The sequence below is a fragment of the Winogradskyella sp. genome, from assembly GCF_013213975.1.
Taxonomy (GTDB): domain Bacteria; phylum Bacteroidota; class Bacteroidia; order Flavobacteriales; family Flavobacteriaceae; genus Winogradskyella.
In genome coordinates this window covers 1-20,674 of record NZ_JABSST010000042.1, presented here as the reverse complement: position 1 = coordinate 20,674, position 20,674 = coordinate 1, and the positions used below count along the sequence as shown (strand labels likewise).

The following is a 20,674-nucleotide window of genomic DNA, read 5'->3' as shown; positions in this document are numbered from 1 at the left end:
ATGCTATATCAAAGAAGTAGTGCTTTGTTTAGAGAGGCACAAAACGTAATTCCTGGGGGTGTCAACTCTCCAGTTAGAGCATTTAAAGCAGTTGGTGGTACACCAATTTTTGCAAAATCTGCTCAGGGTGCCTATGTTTATGATGAAGATGGGAATCGATTCATAGATTATATTAATTCATGGGGCCCTATGCTATTAGGTCATGCTTATCCACCAGTTGTTGAAGCTGTTATTAACCAAGCCAAAAACGGCACCTCCTATGGTATGCCAACAGCTCTGGAAACTGAAATCGCAGAATTGGCAGTAGACATGGTGCCAAATATTGATAAAATACGGTTTGTAAATTCTGGTACAGAGGCCTGTATGAGTGCTATAAGGCTGGCCCGAGGTTATACTAAAAAAGAAAAGATCATAAAATTTGCTGGTTGTTATCATGGTCATAGCGATTCCTTTTTAATTGCTGCTGGAAGTGGTGCTATTACTTTTGGTACACCCAATAGCCCAGGTGTTACTCCAGGTACTGCAAAGGACACCTTGTTGGCAAGATATAATGATCTCGAAAATGTGCAAGCTCTTGTAGCAGCTAATGCAAATGAAATAGCGGCGATTATCATAGAACCTGTAGCAGGTAATATGGGTTGTATTCCACCAGTTAATGGCTTTTTAGAGGGGCTTCGTCAACTTTGTAAAGACCATGATATCTTATTGATCTTCGATGAAGTGATGACAGGTTTTAGATTGGCTAACGGAGGGGTTCAGGAGTTAAAAGGTGTGGATGCTGATATAGTCTGTTTTGGAAAAGTTGTTGGAGGTGGTTTGCCAGTTGGTGCTTTTGCAGCACGAAATGACATTATGAATCAACTTGCTCCATTAGGTCCAGTTTATCAGGCAGGTACCCTAAGTGGTAATCCTTTGGCTATGGTTGCAGGTTTGCAAATGCTAAAAGCGATTAAAACGGATAAAGGTCTTATGAATAGATTGGAGGAGAAAACAAAATACCTTCATACGGGAATTGGTGAAGCCTTAAATAAAAATGGAATCGTTCATACAATAAATAGAATTGGTTCTATGATATCTGTACACTTTTCAGAAGAATCCGTAACAGACTTTGATTCGGCAGCTAAAGGTAATAACGAGACCTTTAAATCTTTTTTTCATGGTATGTTAAACAAGGGTATTTATATTGCTCCAAGTGCTTTTGAATCTTGGTTTATTACTGATGCACTTACCTATCAAGATTTAAATGAAACTATTGCTGCTGTTGAGGAAGTTGCAAAGAAATTATAACAAAAAAAAGCTTCACGACTCGTGAAGCTTTTTTTTGTTATAATATATGAAATTAAATGTCTTGCTCTAAGAAACTAAGGTAACGTTCAAACTGCTCGTCAGTCAAAATTTCTTGCATTTTAGTGTCAAGTAAATCTTTAATCTTTTTTTCAGCACCTTCTTTAACAACTTTAGCCTTTTTTAAATCCATAGTTGCCTGAGTGTATTCTTTTACAGCTAAATAAACCTTATCACGCTGTTGATTATCAAATTTGATATATTTTCTTAAAGCTTCAGTTTGCTCAGATGCTTGAGCGTTAACCTCTAATTTATTGTTTTGTGCTGCAACAGATTCTGTTCCTAAAAACATAGCAAACACAAATAAACATAGCGTCAGTACCTTTTTCATTCTGGATTATTTAGTTAATTAAGGTTACTAAAATAGTAATTTTATTTAATAATAGATGTCTTGTCAGTCGCGCTACTAGAAAATTAGTTTTCTTAATAGTTCTTAGACTTTAACTTCATTTTATCGTACCTGCTATACTGATCAGACGATAATACCCCTTTTAGGGCTTCATCTAATGCTTTATTCGACTCAGATTTATGTTCAACCAGTCGCTTTTTCATCTTCTCTTTATTGATTTTTTTGTCAGTGTTGAGTTCCTTAGAGAGTTTGTCTTTAGTTTTCTCATTCTTTGAAAAATACTCTAAAAAAATGTTATAAACACTTACCTGTTGTTCTTTATCTAAGTCGAGTGCTTTATTCAGGCTTTTTGTTTTGGTACTCGCCAATGATTTAGGAGAATTGCTTTTTAAATTAACTTTATTAACTTTTTTGATTTTAGCAGATTCTTGTGCACTAATAGTTAAAGACATCAAAAGAACCATAATTAATGTAAGATATTTCATAGGAATACATTTAAAGTTTTAAAAATAATAAAATTCCTTTTGTGGTGAAAGTTATTTATTCTTTGAGCATATTTAAGGTGGTTTGGTAGAGGTTAGTTTTGGTTAGTTTACTTTTTAACCAAGCATAAAAGCTAATAACAAAAATATCCTCATTTTTATGTGAAGTATGTTCTAAAGTCGATTTAAGTTTTTGAGTAAACTTCTTTTCGTTGATGAGATTTGAATTTTTATAAAGTTTCTCAGAATAATCAAGAAATATTAAAATTCTATCTTGGTTAATCTCTCTAAGATAGCCCTTGTAGCGTCGCTTGAAACTTCGAAGTCGAGAGTCTAATAAGTCATCGTCTTTAATTTCCATGTAAAGTAATATTTCAGCTAAATTTTTCTTTAAAACCCAATCAATACCTGCTTTTTCAATGTAGTAATGATCTGTATGGTAAAATTTTGCCAATGTGGATTTGGCGCTATTTAAATCTCCTTTTTGGAAATAGAACATTACAAGAGATAGATTTAGATCTAATAAAGATTCAATATCCTTGTGTTTTTTAGAGATAACTGATAAGATAAGTTCTATGGCTTTGTCTTGGTGATCTAAATAGTTGTAATTAAGAGCTTCTACAAGTGTTTTTTTTAAGATAAACTCTTTAAAGTAGTATCTTTTATTGATTTGCATTAAGTCTTTCATCTCTTTAATATATCTTAAAGAATCTTCAAATTTTTTATTTCTGAATAGGGTGTTCGCGATGATATAAACAATATGGATTTGATAGAATAATTGCTTGTTAGTTTCTTTTTTTTCTTTCAGTAGGTTGTAACTTTTTAAAACGAAACCTTCAATCTCGTAATAAGTGTTTGTTATAAAGGCTGAAATATTTGCTATAGCTAACATTTGATACAGAGATTTAAATGAGAGCGAATCATCAAGTTGAATATCGTAGTTTTTAAGTATGGTTTTAAGTTCAGATTCAAAATCTACAATTTTACCTTCGTAAGCAATGGAATTTAGAACAGTCTTGAGTTTTGCATATACAATGTTTAGCTGATCTTCTAAGTAATATTTTTTCTGATTCTCTTTTTGCTTTTTAATTAAGACGTCTAAATCTACCTTGGGGTAATTAGGTGCATATTGAATTTTAGTGTGATAGATTTCATTGAGTATAGGAAATAACATGTGGTCCTCTGCAAGTCGTTCTGCTTTATTTAAAATTTTGAATGCGATATCATAATTCTTCTTAATTAAGTAAGACCTAGATGCGAGCACATACTTAATAATTTGAATGTCTATTGAATTTTCATCTTCTAAGTTCCTGTTAGCTGTAAATTCTATTAATGACTGAAAAAGGCGCTTTCTTAAAGCGTGGTAAGCATTACAATTATCAACCTTGTAAAGACTTCTGCAAATAGACTTTGAGTCTAATTCTGGTTGTGCTAAAAGTTGAAATAGCTGAATGTTTTTGGTGTCCGAACGTTTGTTTTTTGCTTTTAGATAGTTGATAAATAGTTGCTGTTCTTCTGTATTGTAAGTTTCAATAATTGCTTTTAGTGCCAACATTGTATCGTCATGAAATTATAGTATAAAGTATAAAATTAATGAAAAAAGGATATTTATAAATAAAAAATATCGTCAGTAATATCTAATTTTTGGCTTTGGTATGGTTCATGTTTGTTTCAAATTTGTCCTGTAATCGTTGAAACAGAATGTTATGAATTATCAGACAACAGTATCCTTAAAGGATAATGAAAACGTAAAAAAGAAAAAGAAAGAAAAGAAAATCTATAATCAAAAACCAACGCCTGCTTTTATTGGAGCTTCATGGACTGCTTTATTTATTGGAATGATTTCCTATTGTGTAGGACTTTGGAATGCTTCGATGGAGCTCAATGAAAAAGGGTATTATTTCACCATTCTTCTATTTGGTTTGTTCTCAGTTATCTCTGTTCAAAAAGCGGTAAGAGATAAATTAGAAGAGATTCAAGTCACCGAGATGTATTATGGTATTAGCTGGTTTACGACGGTGGTTTCTATCTTACTATTGATTATTGGTTTATGGAATGCCGATTTAGAATTAAGTGAAAAAGGATTTTACGGTATGTCATTTACCTTGAGTCTTTTCGCGGCTATTGCGGTACAAAAGAACACTAGAGATGTGGCATATATTGATAAGGAGATTGAAACTAAACAAGACTAAATTAGTTTTATTGATGGTTCGTTAGTATCCCAAAACCTCGCAGATTGGTTTAGAGCTACGAGATTTTAAATAAGTGTCAATATGAAAAATAATCTCACAAAATATTTAACGGAATTCTCGAATTTGAAATTAACAAGACCCATCTCTGATAAAGTAAGATGCTTGGAAATATTTGGAGTGGTACTTACAGGAACCGGAAAGTTTGTCTTTGTCGATTATCTAAATTGGAGACTCTCTTTTGTTCTTGTCACTATAATTTTATGGTCTGCATATGTGTTTTTCCGTTTTAAGAAAGATAAGCATGCCTTAAAAGATTGGGGTTTTAGAACCGATAATTTTAAAAGTATCAGTAAATTCTTACTTCCCTTTGTTGTCATCTCAATGATCTTATTTTGGGTTATTGGTTATTTACAAGGTACAATTAACTTAACCTGGCATATAATACCCTTGTTAATTACCTATCCCATTTGGGGCAGTATCCAGCAGTTTTTGACAATAGCCCTTTTAGCAGGGAATTTAAAAGATTTAAAGGCTGCAAAAATTAATAAAACACTTATTATTTTTATAACAGCGGTGTTCTTTTCAATTATTCATTATCCGGTTGGATGGCTTATGGCAGGAACCTTTGTTTTGGCTTTGTTCTATGGTTATATCTATCTAAAAGTAAAGAATATTTATGCCTTAGGTATGGTTCACGGCTGGTTAGGCGCTATATTTTATTACACTGTAGTAAATCAAGATCCTTTTGCCGACGTATTTTTAAAGTTTGTAAATCAATTGTTATAAAAACCCATAATGGGCATTTGGTAGGCAATAGTTAACACCAGTCGAAATAATTAAATCAATTACCAATTGATTTTATAAAAATTTGAACAAATGAAATCTATATTAAACGATTTGTCAGAATTAGTAGAGCGTAATGTAATTACCAATAATACAGCTGATATTATAAAACAGTATTATCAACAAAAACAAGAGCACCAACCCAATCGCTTGCTAACCGTTTTTGGTGTTTTAGGATCAGCCTTGGTTGGTCTCGGAATAATTTTAATTCTAGCGCACAATTGGGATAATTTTTCAAAAGGTTTAAAGACCATGTTTGCTTTTCTGCCTTTAGTTATAGGTCAAGCTATTGCAGGTTATTCCATATTAAAATCGAAGAATCAAAGTTGGAAAGAATCCTCAGGGACGTTTATATTTTTTGCTTTTGGTGCGTGTATGGCTATTGTGAGTCAGATCTACAATATTCCTGGGGATTTAGGTAATTATCTCTTAACTTGGACACTTCTTGGGCTTCCGTTAATTTATGTGCTCAATTCTAATACTATTGCAGTGCTTTCCATTGTTTTTGCAACCTATTATGCATGTGTTGTTGGCTATAGTTTTGGAGATGGATCTAATCCACCATGGTGGTATTTAGTACTTTTGATTGGGACCATACCATATTATGTTAAACAGTTTAAGGCAGACGCATCAGGGAATATTTCAACGGTACTTAATTGGTTATATGCAATTAGTTTAGCCATTGTTTTAGCGACCTTTATTGATAATAACTGGCCTTTAGTTTTTATGATGTATGCCATGTTGTTTGGAATCTTTTATAATCTCGGGAAAACAAAACCTTATGAAGCTTTACAATTAAGAAGAAATAGCTTCTCAATAATTGGTTCACTAGGAATAGTCGTTTTACTTATGATATTAACTTTTAATGTAGTGTGGAAAGAAATTTTTAGAGAGCAGATTTTAGTCCTATCTCAGGAATGGTACATTTCTATGCTTTTGTTCATTATAGCGCTTCTACTACTATTTAATTCTATCAGACATAAGAAAAACAACAAGTTTAATCTTTTTCAATTCGCCTTTCTGATATTCGCCTTCATATTTGTTATTGGTGGAACCTTAGAAGGCTTAGGGGTAGTCTTGAGTAATATTTTGATTGTAGCATTGGGTTTATTTGCATTAAAAATAGGTGCAGATAGTATGCGATTTAGTGTTCTAAATTTCGGTTTACTCATTATTAGTACAGTTATAATTTGCAGATTTTTTGATACTAATATGAGTTTTGTACTGCGGGGTATATTGTTTGTTTTGGTCGGTATAGGATTCTTTATAGCCAATTATTTAATGTTAAAAAGACAAAAGTGTTTAACTAATCAATCTTAAATCTAACGACTATGAAATCAGTTCACATATTTGTAATATTTATTGTCATTGCAGGATTGCAACTATTTGTACCTGTTAAAATGATACTTGGTAAAGAGGATATACTAAATACAGGGAAATTGTATAAGTTTAGAACAAGACCTATCGACCCTAATGATCCTTTTAGAGGTAAGTACATTGCCCTAAATTATGATTTGGATGAGTTTAAAACGACCGATTCAACCTGGAAAAGAGGGGAAAAAGTTTTAGTCTATTTTTTAAATGATAGTAATGGATATGCAAAAGTACACGCCATAAGTCGAGAAGAGCAGTATTCTGATTTAGATTATATAACAGCTAAAGTTAATTGGTATAATAAAAGAAATGAGATGCTTCATTTCGATTTAGATTTTGACCGGTACTACATGGATGAATACAAAGCAAAAACCGCTGAGGAATTTTATATAAAAAATAATCAACGCAATGATAGCATAAACACAACCTATGCTTTGGTCGCCGTAAAAGACGGTGAAGCAGTGTTAAAGGATGTACTTATTAATGAAGAATCTATAAAAGAATTTGTTGATAATATGATTAAAGAATAATTGTTTAGGTACCAAGCAGTACTTTTCTATAAATTCAACCAGTAGGTCATTTTTAGATTAATAGATCTAAAGCGTGGTGCAAAACTATCTGTAGAATAGTTATCATTATAGACTAAAAACAAATCAGATAAGGGAGCAAATCTCCACTGCAATCGTGCATTAATACCAAAGTTATTACGTTGGTTACTGTATTGTGCTAAGGCAGTAAAAAATATAGATTTGCTGAAAGTAAGGTCCATACGCGGTGTGATTAACCAATACTTGGCGCTTTCATAAGGTTCTGGTAATTTAATACCATCGTAATTGATAATCAGGTTAAATTGAGCATAGGGCTGTAAACGGTATCCAATTCTTCCTCCGAAGGAATAGCGATTTCCATTAAAAAACTGGCCAAGGGTTGTATTAATAGAATAGGTAATTAGGTTGGTATTATTCGAAGAGAACTCTAACTGCACAGAGCTAAAATTGTAAGCTTTATTTCCTGGTAGGGGAGTGCCATTATCTGTTTTTGTAGGATCAAAATCGTCAGTTAAAAAGATGTACTGATTAAAGGCATTCAAAGTTATACTAGAATTACTCCTAAATTCGGTCTCCCAAGAAGCTCTTAAGGTATAATCCGTTAGTTTAAAATTAAGTTCTGGTCTAAAATAGTTAATAAATAATAGTCGTAGATTATTTCTATTAACGACTTCTCTATTTTTTGGAAAAAAGAAATGTTGAATAGAATTGCCCATTTTAAAAATGTCAGTTCTTGGTACAAAACCTAAATCTGCAGTAAAATCTTTATCAACGTAGACCCAATCATTAGTAATCACCCAGTTGTTTTTGTTGTATCTTGTTATTGCTTGTGCAGATAGGTTTCCACCTTTGTCATTTGGATTCACTGATTTGTGGATGTAATAACGCCCAGACCATGTATTGTCTTCTGTAGCTAAATTATAATCTACACCAAAAACACGGTTATAGCGGTCATTTGGATTAGAAAAACTATAATTTTCGAAGCGCTCTCGATTAACGATAAATGCTCCAATATTCGAACGGTTACCTACTTTTTTTTGAATAGCAATCATGGTGTTATTATTTGATGCTATTTCATTAGCCTCATCGGCAGCTGTTTGAATATTCAATACACCAAGTCGCCAATCTTCATTGAGTTTACCGCTTAATCTAGCACCAGCGATAATGTCGTTTTGTATAAGATTGTCATCGATATCTCTAGCCAGTCCTATTCTTCGCGAGAAAAAAGGTCTAGCTTCATTAAAGAAATTACCAAAAGATCCGAATAGGTCACTATTATCAATAAAAAACTGACGTCGTTCTGGTAAACGCAATTCAAACCGCGTTAAATTGGTAAAGATATTATCGACTTCAACATTCGAAAAGTCAGGATTAACAGTCAGATCTAGATTAAGTCCATCTCCAATGGCAACTTTGGCATCACCTCCAAAAGTAAATTTAGTATCTTCTCTGTCGGACTCAAAATCTTTTTGAGTCAATCCGTTGATATACGGAATTATGGCTAATGGTGTGCGTGATTTTCCGAGTGGTTTTTCAAAAATTAGTTCATCGCCAAATGCTAGTGAGCCGAGCAACTGAGTTTGTGGAACTCTTGCTAAGGTGCTCGTTTCATTAGATTGAATATTAAAGCGATAAGGACGTATACGCCATTTTTTAGCCCCTTCTTCAAATTTTAAGGATGTCAAAGGTATGGCCATTTCAGCAGTGAAATAGGTGTCGTAAATTCTACTTTCTCCTTTCCATTTTATATCCCAAGCAAAATTGTAATTCTCGAAAGAAGCACCACCAGAAGAGACTAAAAACTCCCGTCTAACTCCGTAAGGAGTAATACCGAACCCAAAAGCATTGGTCCCATCATTAAAGGTGTCGAATAAGATTGAAACGTTGTCATTACGTATTCCGCTAAAATCACGTCTAAGTGACGAGATAACAAAATTATTGTCAATAGCTTCGGCTTTTATTGCTACAAATAATGTGGTTTCGTTATAGGCAAATTGAATGATGGTTTGATACTTAGCTCTTAAGCTATCTGTCGGGAAATATTGCCAAAAGTTGGTGTGTTTTTCTGAAGATAACCAAACTGCTTCGTTAAGTTCACCATCGAGTAGAATGTCTTCTGAAATGTATTTTGCGGTTACCTGATTTGGTTCTTCTTGGGTATGACTCCAATGGAGTATAAAAAGCAACGCAATTGAAAATAGTAGCCGATTTGTCATTCTAAAGCAATAAATCACAAATCTAAAGAATGTTTGGGTTTTATTCATCCCATTGTAATGCAATCCTATTTCCCTAATAATAATTTGTATATTGTATAAATAACCTTCGATTATGACATACTGGGTTTCGGTCGTCTTATGCGTCCTTGCAATTTATATAGGGATAAGTATTGCCTTATACTATTTGCAAGATTATATGCTGTTTAAACCAGAGAAACTTCCAGAGGATTTTCAATTCGATTATAAAAATCAAGAAACCAAAGAATACAACCTTGAAACCAGAGACGGGGCCATAATTAATGGGTTGCGTTTTTTTCCAAAAGGGGGGAGTAAAGGTGTCGTACTCTATTTAAAAGGAAATTCTAAAAGTATCAAGGGGTGGGGGAAATTTGCTGTAGACTTTACAAGGCATGGCTACAATGTTTTGATGATAGATTATAGAGGCTTTGGTAAAAGTACAGGAAAACGTTCTCAAAAAGCCATTAAACGCGATTTACAATTGGTTTATAATAAAATCAAGGAACACACAATCGAAGACCGCATTGTGCTATATGGCCGATCTTTAGGTTCTGGATTTGCTGCTAAATTAGCGTCGCTTAATAATCCTAAAATGCTCATTTTAGACGCACCTTATTATAGTTTAACAAGGGTAACGGCACGATATGCTCCTTTTATGCCTTTATCACTTTTATTAAAATATCCTTTACCAACTTACAAATGGTTAAAGTATGTGCAATGTCCAATTCATATTATTCATGGGACAGATGATAAGTTAATTCCCTATAAAACAAGCGTAAAACTTTCTCAAATAAAACCTAAACTAACTAAGTTATACACTGTTATAGGCGGTGGTCATAAAAACCTAAATAATTTTGAATCCTATCATAAAATGTTGGATGATATTTTAAATAGAGAGCCCAAAACAATTGATCTAGAAACTACAAGTATAAATGTCATTCACTCTTCAAAAAAATCTAAGAAAAAGGCTTAAGAGGATGTTTGTTATTCTCATAGGTTTGTATGTTATGATAGGATCTGCACTTTACTTCTTTCAGGAAAAAATGATGTTTTTGCCAACAATCTTAGAGCGAGACTATCAGTATTCATTCAATCATCCATTTGAAGAATTATTTTTTAAGACAGATGTTAATACGGAAATTAACGCCCTTCATTTTAAAGCTAAAAACGCTAAAGGAGTACTACTTTATTTTCATGGGAATGCGGGCGATTTAAGTCGATGGGGAAAAATCACCGAGTTTTTCGTTGATCAGGATTATGATGTTTTGGTTATGGATTACAGAACTTTTGGCAAAAGTAAAGGACCTTTAAGTGAAGCTGCACTTTATAGTGATGCTCAATATTGTTATGACTACCTCTTAAAACAATATCCAGAAGACAAAATAGTACTTTATGGAAGATCATTAGGGACGGGAATAGCGGCTTTTTTAGCTTCTAAAAATAAGCCACAGCAATTAATTCTTGAAACTCCCTATTATAGTATCGCCGATGTGGCGCAACATCGATTTCCGTTGTTTCCAGTAAAGCGCTTATTGAAATACCGTTTCCCGACGCATCAATATTTACCAAATGTAAGTTGTCTAATAACCATTATTCATGGAACTGGTGATAATTTGGTGCCTTATGCTTCAGGTAGAAAACTCTTCGATTTAAATCTTGATAATTTAAATTTCGTAACTGTAGAAGGCGGAAAGCATAATGATCTCATCCATTATGAAATGTTTAGAACAAACATTCAAGAATGTCTTAAATAAAGAGAAATCAAAAAAGGCTTCAATAAGAATTGAAGCCTTTATTTAATCTATTAAGTATGGATTATTTAGGATCCAAAATATTATTAACACGCTTTATCGCATCTGCAATGTGAATGCGACTCATTGCATCTCCTCCACGAGCATTACGTAATTGTGAACGTAATGTTTTTATACCGTCTTTCTTCTCCCCGCTAATAGGATTACGTTTTACTCCTTTTAAAATATTGCTAAAAAGGGGTACGGTAGTTGAATCAACAATATCTAGATACTTTACGGGTAAGGACAATACTGTTATTCGATAAAAACTGACCATATGTATAGGTGTTACACTTCTTGAACTATCTATCGCTATTATGACCCGAAGATATCCGATTAATTAATGAAGGATTAATCAACTTTAAAAACCGTTTTACTGAGCTGACTGCTAAAATTCTATCTTTAGTTCAGATTTCAATTTTTTCAAAAAATCAGTAAATAACTAAAAGGGGTAATACAAAAAAGGAATCTCCGCTTTTAAAAAGTGTTTTGGGACGCCAATATTACATTAGAGTTATTTAAAAATAATAACTATTTTCTAAATTCTTTAATAATATTTAAAGCTTCTCTAGTGTTGCTTTCAATTTCTTTATAATTGTAATTTCCATTGCTGTCTTTTGTAATTAACTTGGAACCCATGCCGACGCAGGTTACCCCAGCATTAAACCAACCTTCTAAGTTTTCTTTTGTTGGAGCAACACCTCCAGTTGGCATTATACTTGTCCATTGACACGGTCCTTTAATTGCTTTAACAAAATCTGGGCCGTATATGCCTCCTGGAAATAATTTTACAATTTCACAACCTAACTCTTCCGCTCTTGCAATTTCTGTTAAAGATCCACATCCTGGAGACCATAATACTTTTCTTCTATTACATACAATTGCAATATCTTCTCTTAGAACTGGAGTCACAATAAAATTTGCTCCATTTTTCATATATATCGAAGCTGCTGCTGCATCTGTTATAGAACCAACTCCCATAATCATACCTGGTAATTCTAAAATTGCATACTTTGTTAATTCTGTAAAAACTTCCAACGCAAAGTCTCCACGAGCTGTAAATTCTAATAATCTAGCACCACCATCATAACAAGCTTTTAAAACTTTTTTACTTTTTTCTATATTGCTGTTAAAAAACAAAGGAACTAGCCCTGAGTCTTTCATTGCCTGAGCTACCTCTAATCTTAAGTATTGTGCCATTTTTTTAAAATTTATCTTGATACACGACCTGAAGCATCACCTCCCATTAATTTTTCTACCTCTGCAATAGTTACTAAATTTACATCACCTTTGATTGTATGTTTTAGACAAGAGGCTGCAACTGCAAAATCTAAGGCGTTTTGATCATCTTTTGGATATTTTAATAACCCGTAAATTAACCCACCCATAAAGGAGTCTCCACCGCCAACTCTATCGACAATATCTGTAATCTGATATTGCCTTGTTTCATACATTTTTGAGCCATCAAATAAAACTCCTGCCCAAGTATTGTGTGATGCTGAAATAGACCCTCTTAACGTAGTAATTATTTTTTTTGCTCTTGGGAATTTTTCCATCATTTGTTTACAAACAGATAAAAATGCTTCTGCTTTTATATTATGTCCATGTTTGTTAACATCTAAGCCCTCCGGATGAATACCAAAATGCTTTTCTGCATCTTCTTCGTTCCCTAAAATGATGTCACAATAAGAAGTAATTTCTGTCATTATTTTCTCTCTATGTGCATTATCACAATATTTCCAAAGTTTTGCTCTATAATTTAAATCTGTTGAAATTGTTACTCCTTTTGAGCTAGCCACTTTTACTGCTTCTAAGCAAACGTCTGCAGCACCTTGAGAAATTGCTGGAGTAATTCCTGTCCAATGAAACCATTCTACGCCCTCAAAAACAGTATTCCAATCAATCATCCCAGGTTTTATTTCTGCAATTGCAGAATGAGCACGATCGTAAATCACTTTAGACCCTCTAGAAACGGCTCCTGTTTCTAGAAAATAAATTCCCAAACGATCTCCTCCCCAGACTATTTTATTTACATTGACACCTCTTTTACGCATTTCCATCATAGCACACGCTCCAATATCATTTTTTGGTAAACGTGTTACGAAATCAACATCTATCCCATAATTTGCCAAAGAAACTGCTACATTAGATTCTCCTCCACCATAAACAACATTAAAATTATTGGCTTGTGAAAACCTTAAAAATCCTTGTGGAGCTAATCTTAACATAATTTCTCCAAATGTTATCACTGTACTCATAGATAATATTTTTATTTAAGTTAAACGTTTAAGCATATCTGTAAAATAAAATCAAAACTTATATTTTAACATTTGTTTTGATTGTTTTAATTCAATCTATATATTTGCTTAATCGATTAAGCAAATATATATAAATTTGGCAAAAAAAAACAAAATCACCATAAAAGATATTGCAAATGCATTAAATATTTCTACTGCTGCTGTTTCTAAAGCGTTACATAATGATTCAAGAATTAGCGAAAAAACTAAGAAAGCTGTAAGACAAGTTGCTAAGAATCTAAATTATCAACCAAATCATTTGGCAAGTGCCTTAAGAAGCGGGAAAAGTAAATTAGTTGGTGTAATTGTCCCAAAAACGAACAGTAATTATTTCTCATCAGTCATTCAAAATATTGAAGAAATCCTGAATGGAGAGGGCTATAATATTATTATTACGCACTCTAATGAGTCTTACAAAAAAGAATGTGCTAATATCGATGCTTTGTTGTTTACTCAAGTTGATGGCATTATTGCCTCCATGGCAAATGAAACTGTAAATTTAGAGCATTATGAAAAAATTAAAAATATAGGAATACCGTTAATTACGTTCGATAGAGGTGAAAACGATTTGAATGTAGATTATATTGGTATTGATGATTACGATAGTAGCCACACAATCATTGATCATCTGGTAGCCCAAGGTTGCCGTAGAATAGCCCATATAGGAGGTTATAAACACACCAGAATATATAATAATAGAATTAGAGGCTATATAGATGCTTTGCAGAAACACAATCTCCCTTCAGATAAAGAATTATTGATTCAGAGCAGTCTAACAACAGAAGATGGTAAAGTTCAAATGCAACGACTATTAAATTTGAAAAATAGACCTGATGCTGTTTATGTTGCTAGCGATTATGCTGCCTTAGGCGCCTTGCAAATCTTAAAAGAAAAAAATATTGACGTACCTAATACGATTGCCTTGGTGGGTTTTGGTAATGAGCCCTTTGCAAATATGGTTACTCCCTCGTTAACAAGTATGAACTTACATTCTGCTAGAATTGGTAAAATTGCTGCTAAAACTTTTTTGGAATATACTAAGAAAGAGAAGGTAAATTATAGTCTAAATAAAATAATTCTAGATGCTAAATTGATTGTAAGAGAATCTTCAAATAAAAAAGGCATCTAACTAATTGACTTATAAAATGGAAATTTGTAAAAATGTTTAACGATTTTCTAAAACAATGCTAAAAAATATTAATAATTAAAAATGATCAGCTACTGTCTTAATATTGAGCAAACTATAAAGTCATTCAGTTTTACAATTAAATCTAAGGACTTTGAAAGGCCTTGGGGTGCGTTTTTAGTAATTGAAGAGACTCAATCTCAAGAATTCTCTAATAAATTTTTTAAGGGGCTAGATATAAATACCCTAAAAATTGGAAGTAAATTAAGTCCAAAGATACTCATTGTAAAACCAAGCGCTAGATTGTCTTGGCAGTACCATAATAGAAGAGTAGAAATTTGGCAAATTTATAAAGGTTCTACAAGAATTATTAGAAGTAATTCTGATGTAGAAAATGAAATGAAAGTATACAATGAAGGAGAGCAAATCACAATAAAACAAGGCGAAAGCCACCGTTTAATAGGGTTAAGTGACTTTTGTTTGGTTGCCGAAATCTGGCAACATACTGATTCAAAACACCCTTCAGATGAAAATGATATTATACGCGTTCAAGATGACTTTGGTAGATAATAAAATGAGTCTGAAAAAGAGTATGATTGAAGTTGGGTTTTTAAATTTCTAAATAAACAACAAATAGAAACTCTACGGAGAATTTTACGAGTAGCTTTTTAACTTGCAGTGACCCAAGTACAGCGAACAGGCGAAGCAATTATACACTTTGTTTTACAAGGTTTTATTATTTAGTATCATCTTATTTGATAAGGATACCTTTCATATATTACATTGGCCTTGTTAACCGCATTTCTCTTTCTACCGTTAATCACTCCTAATTTCCGTAATTCATTTGCCTCTAGGGTTTTACCTGTTTTTACGCAAACAGTCAGCTTTAAAAATTTGAACTTAAAGAAAATATGAATAAATATTTAAAGCTTCATCGAAAGATATAATCGCATCTAATTTTTTCTTCATATCGACTTTTTTCAAAATGGAACACGTCTAAGTGATAATGCCAATCTTTGCCTTTATCATTTATTCGGTGCTCGTAGTCTTTTTGAAAAATCTGTTCTGCTTTTTTAAATTCATTGAGTTGAAAGCAGAGAACGCTTTACCTCTATATGGTGACTTTTATATTTTTAAATTTTGAATTATTCGAATTTATAATTGTAAACATAAAACTAATTTGTTGCTCCTATTCATCAAATAAGCAGTAAACTAGAATTTACGCACAAAGAATAAATATTATTTTAGTTTTTATAAGTGGTAGCTTTTATTTTTGATAACACCTAAGTCTAGTTGAAATGTCGCATGTTTTTACAGATTGTTATATCAAAAATAAATAAGAATAGCCTACGAGAAAATACGGGATTACCAATTTTAACGATATATAAAAAACATCCCATTGAATAGGGGTGTTGAAGTTGTAAAAAATAATAAATGATTTGTTTTTAGCTCAGCTCTTATTACGGCTGCTGCCTCTCCGCTTTTGCTATGCTTATAAATCAAGGACTGAAAATCCGATATGAATATTTCCAGTTTCCCTGTCAACAAATAACGCTCTTTCTTTAATGGTTCCGTGACAGGTATTTTTAGAACAAAAAAGTGAGCCTCCAGAAAGTCGTACCAATTCATTTTTTTCTATTTCTGTAATATCCCATACATTTCCTACAATATTTACTTTATCTATTTCAGAGATTGGTAGTGTATTATCTGAAACGATAACCCGCTTATCATTCTTCGCAATTTCCCAATATTCGTTATAACTTGGAAGTCTTTTTTTAGCCCATTTACAATACGCTATAGCATCATTATAACTGACTTGTGTAACTGGAAGTTTATGAGAAGAAACGGCATTAATTCCATCAGGTTTTTTCCAATTTGCATTAGTTACCTTTTTATAATTATAGACATCTGTTTGAACTATAGACCAACCATATTTTTCAGCATCTGTTAAATAATTAGTTTCGTTGACAAATTGTTCAAAATCAGAATAAGAAACAGGTTTTAAATCCAATTCATTTTGCTTGCAAGAAGTAAAATAAACTAAAATGAGAAGAGCGTATTTCCAAAAATTCAAATTATTTTCTTTTTAAGGTTTTACTTTTTCGATCTTGATTCATTCGTATTAGAGGACAGTTTTTAGGTATCTCTACATAGGGTTCCTGCAACTTAATCAAATCTTGATATTAGATTTTGAGTGTTGCCGGTTGTTTTTTAACTTGGCAACCACATGGGATTAGCTAGCATCATGGAAAACATTTTTCATTTCGTGTTTGTTTTTTTAAGATCATGTAATTCTCATTTACCGATGTCATAATAAAAGAGTGTTCACTTGTAATCTTTGGTTTCTACCACATAGTATCTTTTTGCGTAATAAAAATTCTGATACTTCATATTGGTGGTATTAGGCTTCATCAAGATTCCATTCTTTTGATTTTTGTTGTAAGGGGGGATAAGGATTGACCTTTTGTGTCGTCTGATACTTTTATTTGTGCTACCTCTAAAAATGTTTCTACAAAATCTAGATTTTGTAACATATCATCATTTGTAATGCCTGCTTTCATTTGTTTTGACCATTTAATTAATAAGGTTTTTAGTGTTTGATATATTATTTCGATTCCTAGTAATTTTTTATTAAAATAGACTTATTTCAATGAATTACAATACTTTTCTTTGTGGTATTAAATATTTTGAGATAATAAAATGAGAACAATAACGTGTTTTTAGAACTGAAGTCCCAGTGAACTTATACGTTTTTTATTTTATAAAGTAGTCAAGAACTATTTCAATATCAGGAATCTAATCACCTTTTAAGGGAATTAGTTCAAGCACTATATTTATATATAAAAATAAGAAAAGTATAAAAATTATGCATTAGTAATAGGAATTGCCGTACAAGAAAAATCGGTATTTATTGCTATCAAGTTTTATGTCAAACAAATTTTGAGAATACATTTTAGTTTATAAAATTTTATTAAATAAACTTTGAAAGAACAAAGATTCTTTGGATATCATTTCGATAAATCGATATGCATGGTTTTATAAAGAAGAATTAAGTTAAGTTCTATAAAAGGTAGTGGTCATATCGAACTTTGAAGATTACTAGCTTTAAGAAATCAAATAGTTAGAAAAAGACAGGTTTAAAATACACGTTAAAAGCGATAAAAATGTTATTAACTTTTGCTTTTATAGATGTTGGCTGATTTGTTTTATGAGGTGGACGACTATCTATCTAAATTGGTAAAAGCGATCTAAGAAAAAATTAATTCATAAAATTTATTTGTAAGGTAGAAGGCAACGGTTAACCAGAGCGACTAATTCTATAAGCAAAATACTGCTATTCAAAGTTCTTGTTTTAAGTTAAAAAAGGCAACTATCAAACCTTATAAAACAAAATTCAAACCAATCGGGCATGAAAAAGACGCAGTTTTGTTTTGAACTTCATAAAAAAATAGAGGTGATTTTTTAAACTATTATCAGAAAGAATTGTAATCATGAATAAAAAAATTGTTTTTCAAAACACAAAATCCGTTCTCTGTAGACCTGCAGACGAAATAAAAATAGCTTCACCAGAAGACATTTTAATTGAAACTAATGCTAGTATTATTAGTACGGGTACAGAACTATCAATTTGGGCAGGCTTAGAATCTTGGGCTCCCTTGCCATATATTCCAGGATATGGAAGCGTTGGCACAATACTAGAAGTAGGTGATAGTGTGAACGATTTAAAGGAAGGAGATACAATATTTACTCATGGTCCTCACCAGAAATTTGCCTTAGCAAAAAACTATGCTCAAAAAATCCCCAAAGGATTAGACCCAAAAGTAGCGGTTTTTACAAGAATGGGTGGAGTTGCTATTACTTCAGTAATGGTTTCAAATGCTAAAATTGGAGATAATGTAGCCGTTTGTGGTCTAGGTTTAGTAGGTAATCTTGCAGCTCAAATGTTCAGATTAGCAGGTTGTAATGTTATAGGAATTGATGTTAGTTCCGCAAAATTAGAAAGTGCAAAAAGCTGTGGTATTGAACTTGTTATTGATGGTTCATCAAATGTAATGAATCAAATTATGGAATTAACAAATGGTCATGGTGTTGATACTTTTGTTGATGCTACGGGAGTTTCAAAGGTGATAATAGAGTCTGTTGACGCTATTTCTGCAGGAGGTGAATGCATTTTGTTAGGTACTCCTCGTGGAAATTATCAAACAGATGTTGTGCCTTTACTTCGAAAAATACATATAGCAAATACAAATATTCAAATAAAGGGGGCTCACGAATGGAAATTCCCTCGATATAAATTTCAAACACAAAACAGTCAAACTTCTATAGAGAGAAATAATGAAAAATTATTACAGTTCTTTTCTGATGGAAAATTAAATACAGAACCCTTGCTAAGTCATTTGGTAACTCCTGAAGAAGCTCCAACTGCTTATGAAGCACTCAAAAACAAAGATGAAAATTATTTTGGTGTAGTTATCAATTGGAATTAAAGATTAAAAACAAATTGTAAATAAGTATATGAGTAAAATAAGCGGTACAAATCATGTTATCGACTCAAAGGATAAGGTTTCTTTTGTTAAAAAGATTTTATACGGTTGCGGAAGTTTTGCTGATATGACTTTGCAATGGACATTAGTAGCATTTGCGCTTGCTATTTTTAATATGGAGTTGGGTTATAGTGCAGTTTTAGTTGGGTCAGTTTTAGCAATCACCAGACTTTGGGACGCCATAACAGATCCATTAATGGGTTCTATTTCAGATAATTTTAGAAGTAAATTTGGTAGACGAAGGCCATTTATTGGTATTGGTGCAGTGTGTTCAGGAATCTTTTTTATAGCCATTTGGTTTATTCCTGCAGGAATGACTGATACATCTTTCTTTATCATTTTTCTGACTTTATCATTACTTTTTTATACCTCTTACACTGTTTTTACAGTTCCTTTATTAGCACTGGGTTATGAAATGTCAGCAGATATTCATGAGCGAACTAATATCATGAATGTTCGTGTTTTTGCAAACTCATTGAATGGAATTTTTATGTTTTCTTGGTTTTTTGCTTTGGTGCATTCAGAATTTTGGTCTGGACCAAGTGAAGGGATTAGAATGGTTGGGTTAATTTTTGGATTAGTCATGATTGTTTTAGGAATAATACCAGCATTAACTATAAAAGAGACAACAAAATCATTTGTTAAAAAACAAGAAAAAGTGAGTGTAATAAAAAGCGTGAAATTCACTTTTTCTTCTAAACCTTTTGTATTGCTAGTAGTCGCATTTTTTATGGCTCTATTTGCTTATAACACAGTAGCTACTGCTTATATTTATCCATTAAGGTATTATGTTTTAGAGGACAATGCTACATTATTTGGTAAATGGAATGGATTGATAGAATCCTCACATCACATAGCAACAGTTTTAATGTTATGGCCAATTTCACAGCTGTCAAAAAAATTTGGAAAACGAGTGGTTTGCTTACTTGCTCCAATATTTCTTGTCTTGGGGTCTTTGGCTAATTTTATTTGTTATGTTCCAGACGTCCCTTTTTTAGTTTTAATTCCAAGATTTTTAGTAGCATCAGGTATTGCTGGTCTTTTTGTATTGGTGCCTTCCATGATTGCTGATGTAGTTGATTTTGATGAACTAAAAACAGGTACTCGAAGAGAAGGCATGTTTGGAGCAATATTTTCATGGGTTTTAAAGCTGGCATTAGCAATCGCCTTATTAATAAATGGATACATAGTCGACGGCTTGGGGGTTGATAATGCTCTAGGAATTAATCAGCCTGAAGGTTCTATGGAAACCATAATAATACTACTTGCCACGATTCCGATTATTGGAGCATTTTTTGCATTTTATTGTATTTACAAATACCCTTTATCTGAGAAAAAAATGTATGCAATTAGAACTGAATTAGAAAAACGTAGGGGTATAAGTTAAAAGATACATGAAGAAAATATTTTTATATATCGGAACTTATACATCAAACACTAAAAGTAAAGGCATTTATTTATTTCATTTTGATTTAGATTCTGGACAGTTATCAGATTGTATTGATTCAATTTCAACATCAAATCCGTCCTACATTACTTCTAGTAGTTCCA

The 20,674-nt window shown here is 32.3% G+C and carries 21 protein-coding genes; 12 read left to right on the top strand and 9 right to left on the bottom strand.

Annotated elements, in window-relative coordinates; translation table 11 throughout:
* Positions 1–1,287 (top strand): glutamate-1-semialdehyde 2,1-aminomutase, encoded by a 1,287-nt coding sequence (gene hemL, locus HRU49_RS08130; protein ID WP_296355991.1) that lies wholly within the window; start codon positions 1–3, stop codon positions 1,285–1,287.
* Positions 1,288–1,339: 52 nt separating this feature from the next.
* Here the strand turns inward: hemL and HRU49_RS08125 are convergent, their stop codons facing one another.
* The 3 genes from HRU49_RS08125 to HRU49_RS08115 form a co-directional block, all read right to left on the bottom strand.
* Positions 1,340–1,675: a hypothetical protein gene (locus HRU49_RS08125; protein ID WP_296355990.1), complete on the bottom strand. Its 336-nt coding sequence runs from the start codon at positions 1,673–1,675 to the stop codon at positions 1,340–1,342.
* Between the two features lie 92 nt (positions 1,676–1,767).
* Complete coding sequence (locus tag HRU49_RS08120) at positions 1,768–2,178, bottom strand: hypothetical protein (RefSeq protein WP_296355988.1); 411 nt, start codon at positions 2,176–2,178, stop codon at positions 1,768–1,770.
* Between the two features lie 55 nt (positions 2,179–2,233).
* Positions 2,234–3,730 (bottom strand): hypothetical protein, encoded by a 1,497-nt coding sequence (locus HRU49_RS08115; RefSeq protein WP_296355986.1) that lies wholly within the window; start codon positions 3,728–3,730, stop codon positions 2,234–2,236.
* Between the two features lie 151 nt (positions 3,731–3,881).
* Between HRU49_RS08115 and yiaA the strand changes: the two genes are divergently transcribed.
* The 4 genes from yiaA to HRU49_RS08095 all read left to right on the top strand — a co-directional run bounded on the left by yiaA (position 3,882) and on the right by HRU49_RS08095 (position 7,114).
* A complete protein-coding gene (gene yiaA / locus HRU49_RS08110) occupies positions 3,882–4,367 on the top strand; it encodes an inner membrane protein YiaA (protein ID WP_296355984.1) in 486 nt (161 codons plus the stop codon).
* 81 nt (positions 4,368–4,448) lie between these two features.
* Positions 4,449–5,153, top strand: coding sequence for a CPBP family intramembrane glutamic endopeptidase (locus tag HRU49_RS08105; protein ID WP_296355982.1), 705 nt, complete (start codon positions 4,449–4,451; stop codon positions 5,151–5,153).
* 90 nt (positions 5,154–5,243) lie between these two features.
* On the top strand, positions 5,244–6,530 hold the full coding sequence (locus tag HRU49_RS08100; protein WP_296355980.1) for a DUF2157 domain-containing protein: 1,287 nt from the start codon (positions 5,244–5,246) through the stop codon (positions 6,528–6,530).
* An 11-nt stretch (positions 6,531–6,541) separates the two neighbouring features.
* Positions 6,542–7,114, top strand: coding sequence for a GDYXXLXY domain-containing protein (locus HRU49_RS08095; protein WP_296355978.1), 573 nt, complete (start codon positions 6,542–6,544; stop codon positions 7,112–7,114).
* 26 nt (positions 7,115–7,140) lie between these two features.
* Here HRU49_RS08095 and HRU49_RS08090 read toward each other — a convergent pair whose 3' ends face one another.
* The gene (locus tag HRU49_RS08090; protein ID WP_296355977.1) at positions 7,141–9,348 is read right to left on the bottom strand and encodes a DUF5916 domain-containing protein; all 2,208 of its coding nucleotides are present in this window, start codon (positions 9,346–9,348) and stop codon (positions 7,141–7,143) included.
* Between the two features lie 112 nt (positions 9,349–9,460).
* Between HRU49_RS08090 and HRU49_RS08085 the strand changes: the two genes are divergently transcribed.
* Both HRU49_RS08085 and HRU49_RS08080 read left to right on the top strand, forming a co-directional pair.
* Positions 9,461–10,339, top strand: coding sequence for an alpha/beta fold hydrolase (locus HRU49_RS08085; RefSeq protein WP_296355976.1), 879 nt, complete (start codon positions 9,461–9,463; stop codon positions 10,337–10,339).
* 4 nt (positions 10,340–10,343) lie between these two features.
* Positions 10,344–11,120 carry an alpha/beta hydrolase gene (locus HRU49_RS08080; RefSeq protein WP_296355975.1) on the top strand — a complete coding sequence of 259 codons (777 nt, stop codon included), beginning with the start codon at positions 10,344–10,346 and terminating at the stop codon, positions 11,118–11,120.
* A 61-nt stretch (positions 11,121–11,181) separates the two neighbouring features.
* On the opposite strand, the gene HRU49_RS08075 is transcribed toward HRU49_RS08080, so the two are convergent.
* From HRU49_RS08075 to HRU49_RS08065, 3 genes are all read right to left on the bottom strand, one after another.
* Positions 11,182–11,433, bottom strand: a complete 252-nt coding sequence (locus HRU49_RS08075; RefSeq protein ID WP_296355972.1) for a hypothetical protein — start codon at positions 11,431–11,433, stop codon at positions 11,182–11,184.
* Between the two features lie 254 nt (positions 11,434–11,687).
* Positions 11,688–12,356: a bifunctional 4-hydroxy-2-oxoglutarate aldolase/2-dehydro-3-deoxy-phosphogluconate aldolase gene (locus tag HRU49_RS08070; protein ID WP_296355971.1), complete on the bottom strand. Its 669-nt coding sequence runs from the start codon at positions 12,354–12,356 to the stop codon at positions 11,688–11,690.
* Positions 12,357–12,367: 11 nt separating this feature from the next.
* Positions 12,368–13,414, bottom strand: a complete 1,047-nt coding sequence (locus tag HRU49_RS08065; RefSeq protein WP_296355968.1) for a sugar kinase — start codon at positions 13,412–13,414, stop codon at positions 12,368–12,370.
* A 136-nt stretch (positions 13,415–13,550) separates the two neighbouring features.
* Here HRU49_RS08065 and HRU49_RS08060 point away from each other — a divergent pair, with 136 nt between their 5' ends.
* Both HRU49_RS08060 and HRU49_RS08055 read left to right on the top strand, forming a co-directional pair.
* Positions 13,551–14,582: a LacI family DNA-binding transcriptional regulator gene (locus HRU49_RS08060; protein ID WP_296355966.1), complete on the top strand. Its 1,032-nt coding sequence runs from the start codon at positions 13,551–13,553 to the stop codon at positions 14,580–14,582.
* A gap of 81 nt (positions 14,583–14,663) precedes the next feature.
* A complete protein-coding gene (locus tag HRU49_RS08055; RefSeq protein ID WP_296355964.1) occupies positions 14,664–15,149 on the top strand; it encodes a phosphoheptose isomerase in 486 nt (161 codons plus the stop codon).
* A 922-nt stretch (positions 15,150–16,071) separates the two neighbouring features.
* Here HRU49_RS08055 and HRU49_RS08050 read toward each other — a convergent pair.
* Both HRU49_RS08050 and HRU49_RS08045 read right to left on the bottom strand, forming a co-directional pair.
* Complete coding sequence (locus HRU49_RS08050) at positions 16,072–16,653, bottom strand: SUMF1/EgtB/PvdO family nonheme iron enzyme (protein ID WP_296355961.1); 582 nt, start codon at positions 16,651–16,653, stop codon at positions 16,072–16,074.
* Between the two features lie 337 nt (positions 16,654–16,990).
* Positions 16,991–17,158, bottom strand: a complete 168-nt coding sequence (locus HRU49_RS08045; RefSeq protein ID WP_363146506.1) for a sulfatase/phosphatase domain-containing protein — start codon at positions 17,156–17,158, stop codon at positions 16,991–16,993.
* A 912-nt stretch (positions 17,159–18,070) separates the two neighbouring features.
* On the opposite strand from HRU49_RS08045, the gene HRU49_RS08040 reads away from it, so the two are divergent.
* The 3 genes from HRU49_RS08040 to HRU49_RS14715 all read left to right on the top strand — a co-directional run.
* Complete coding sequence (locus HRU49_RS08040; RefSeq protein WP_296355957.1) at positions 18,071–19,066, top strand: zinc-binding alcohol dehydrogenase; 996 nt, start codon at positions 18,071–18,073, stop codon at positions 19,064–19,066.
* 28 nt (positions 19,067–19,094) lie between these two features.
* Entirely contained in the window at positions 19,095–20,510 is a 1,416-nt protein-coding gene (locus HRU49_RS08035) for an MFS transporter (RefSeq protein ID WP_296355955.1), read from the top strand.
* Positions 20,511–20,517: 7 nt separating this feature from the next.
* The coding region (locus tag HRU49_RS14715) for a beta-propeller fold lactonase family protein (RefSeq protein ID WP_363146504.1) at positions 20,518–20,674 on the top strand (157 nt) is incomplete at its 3' end.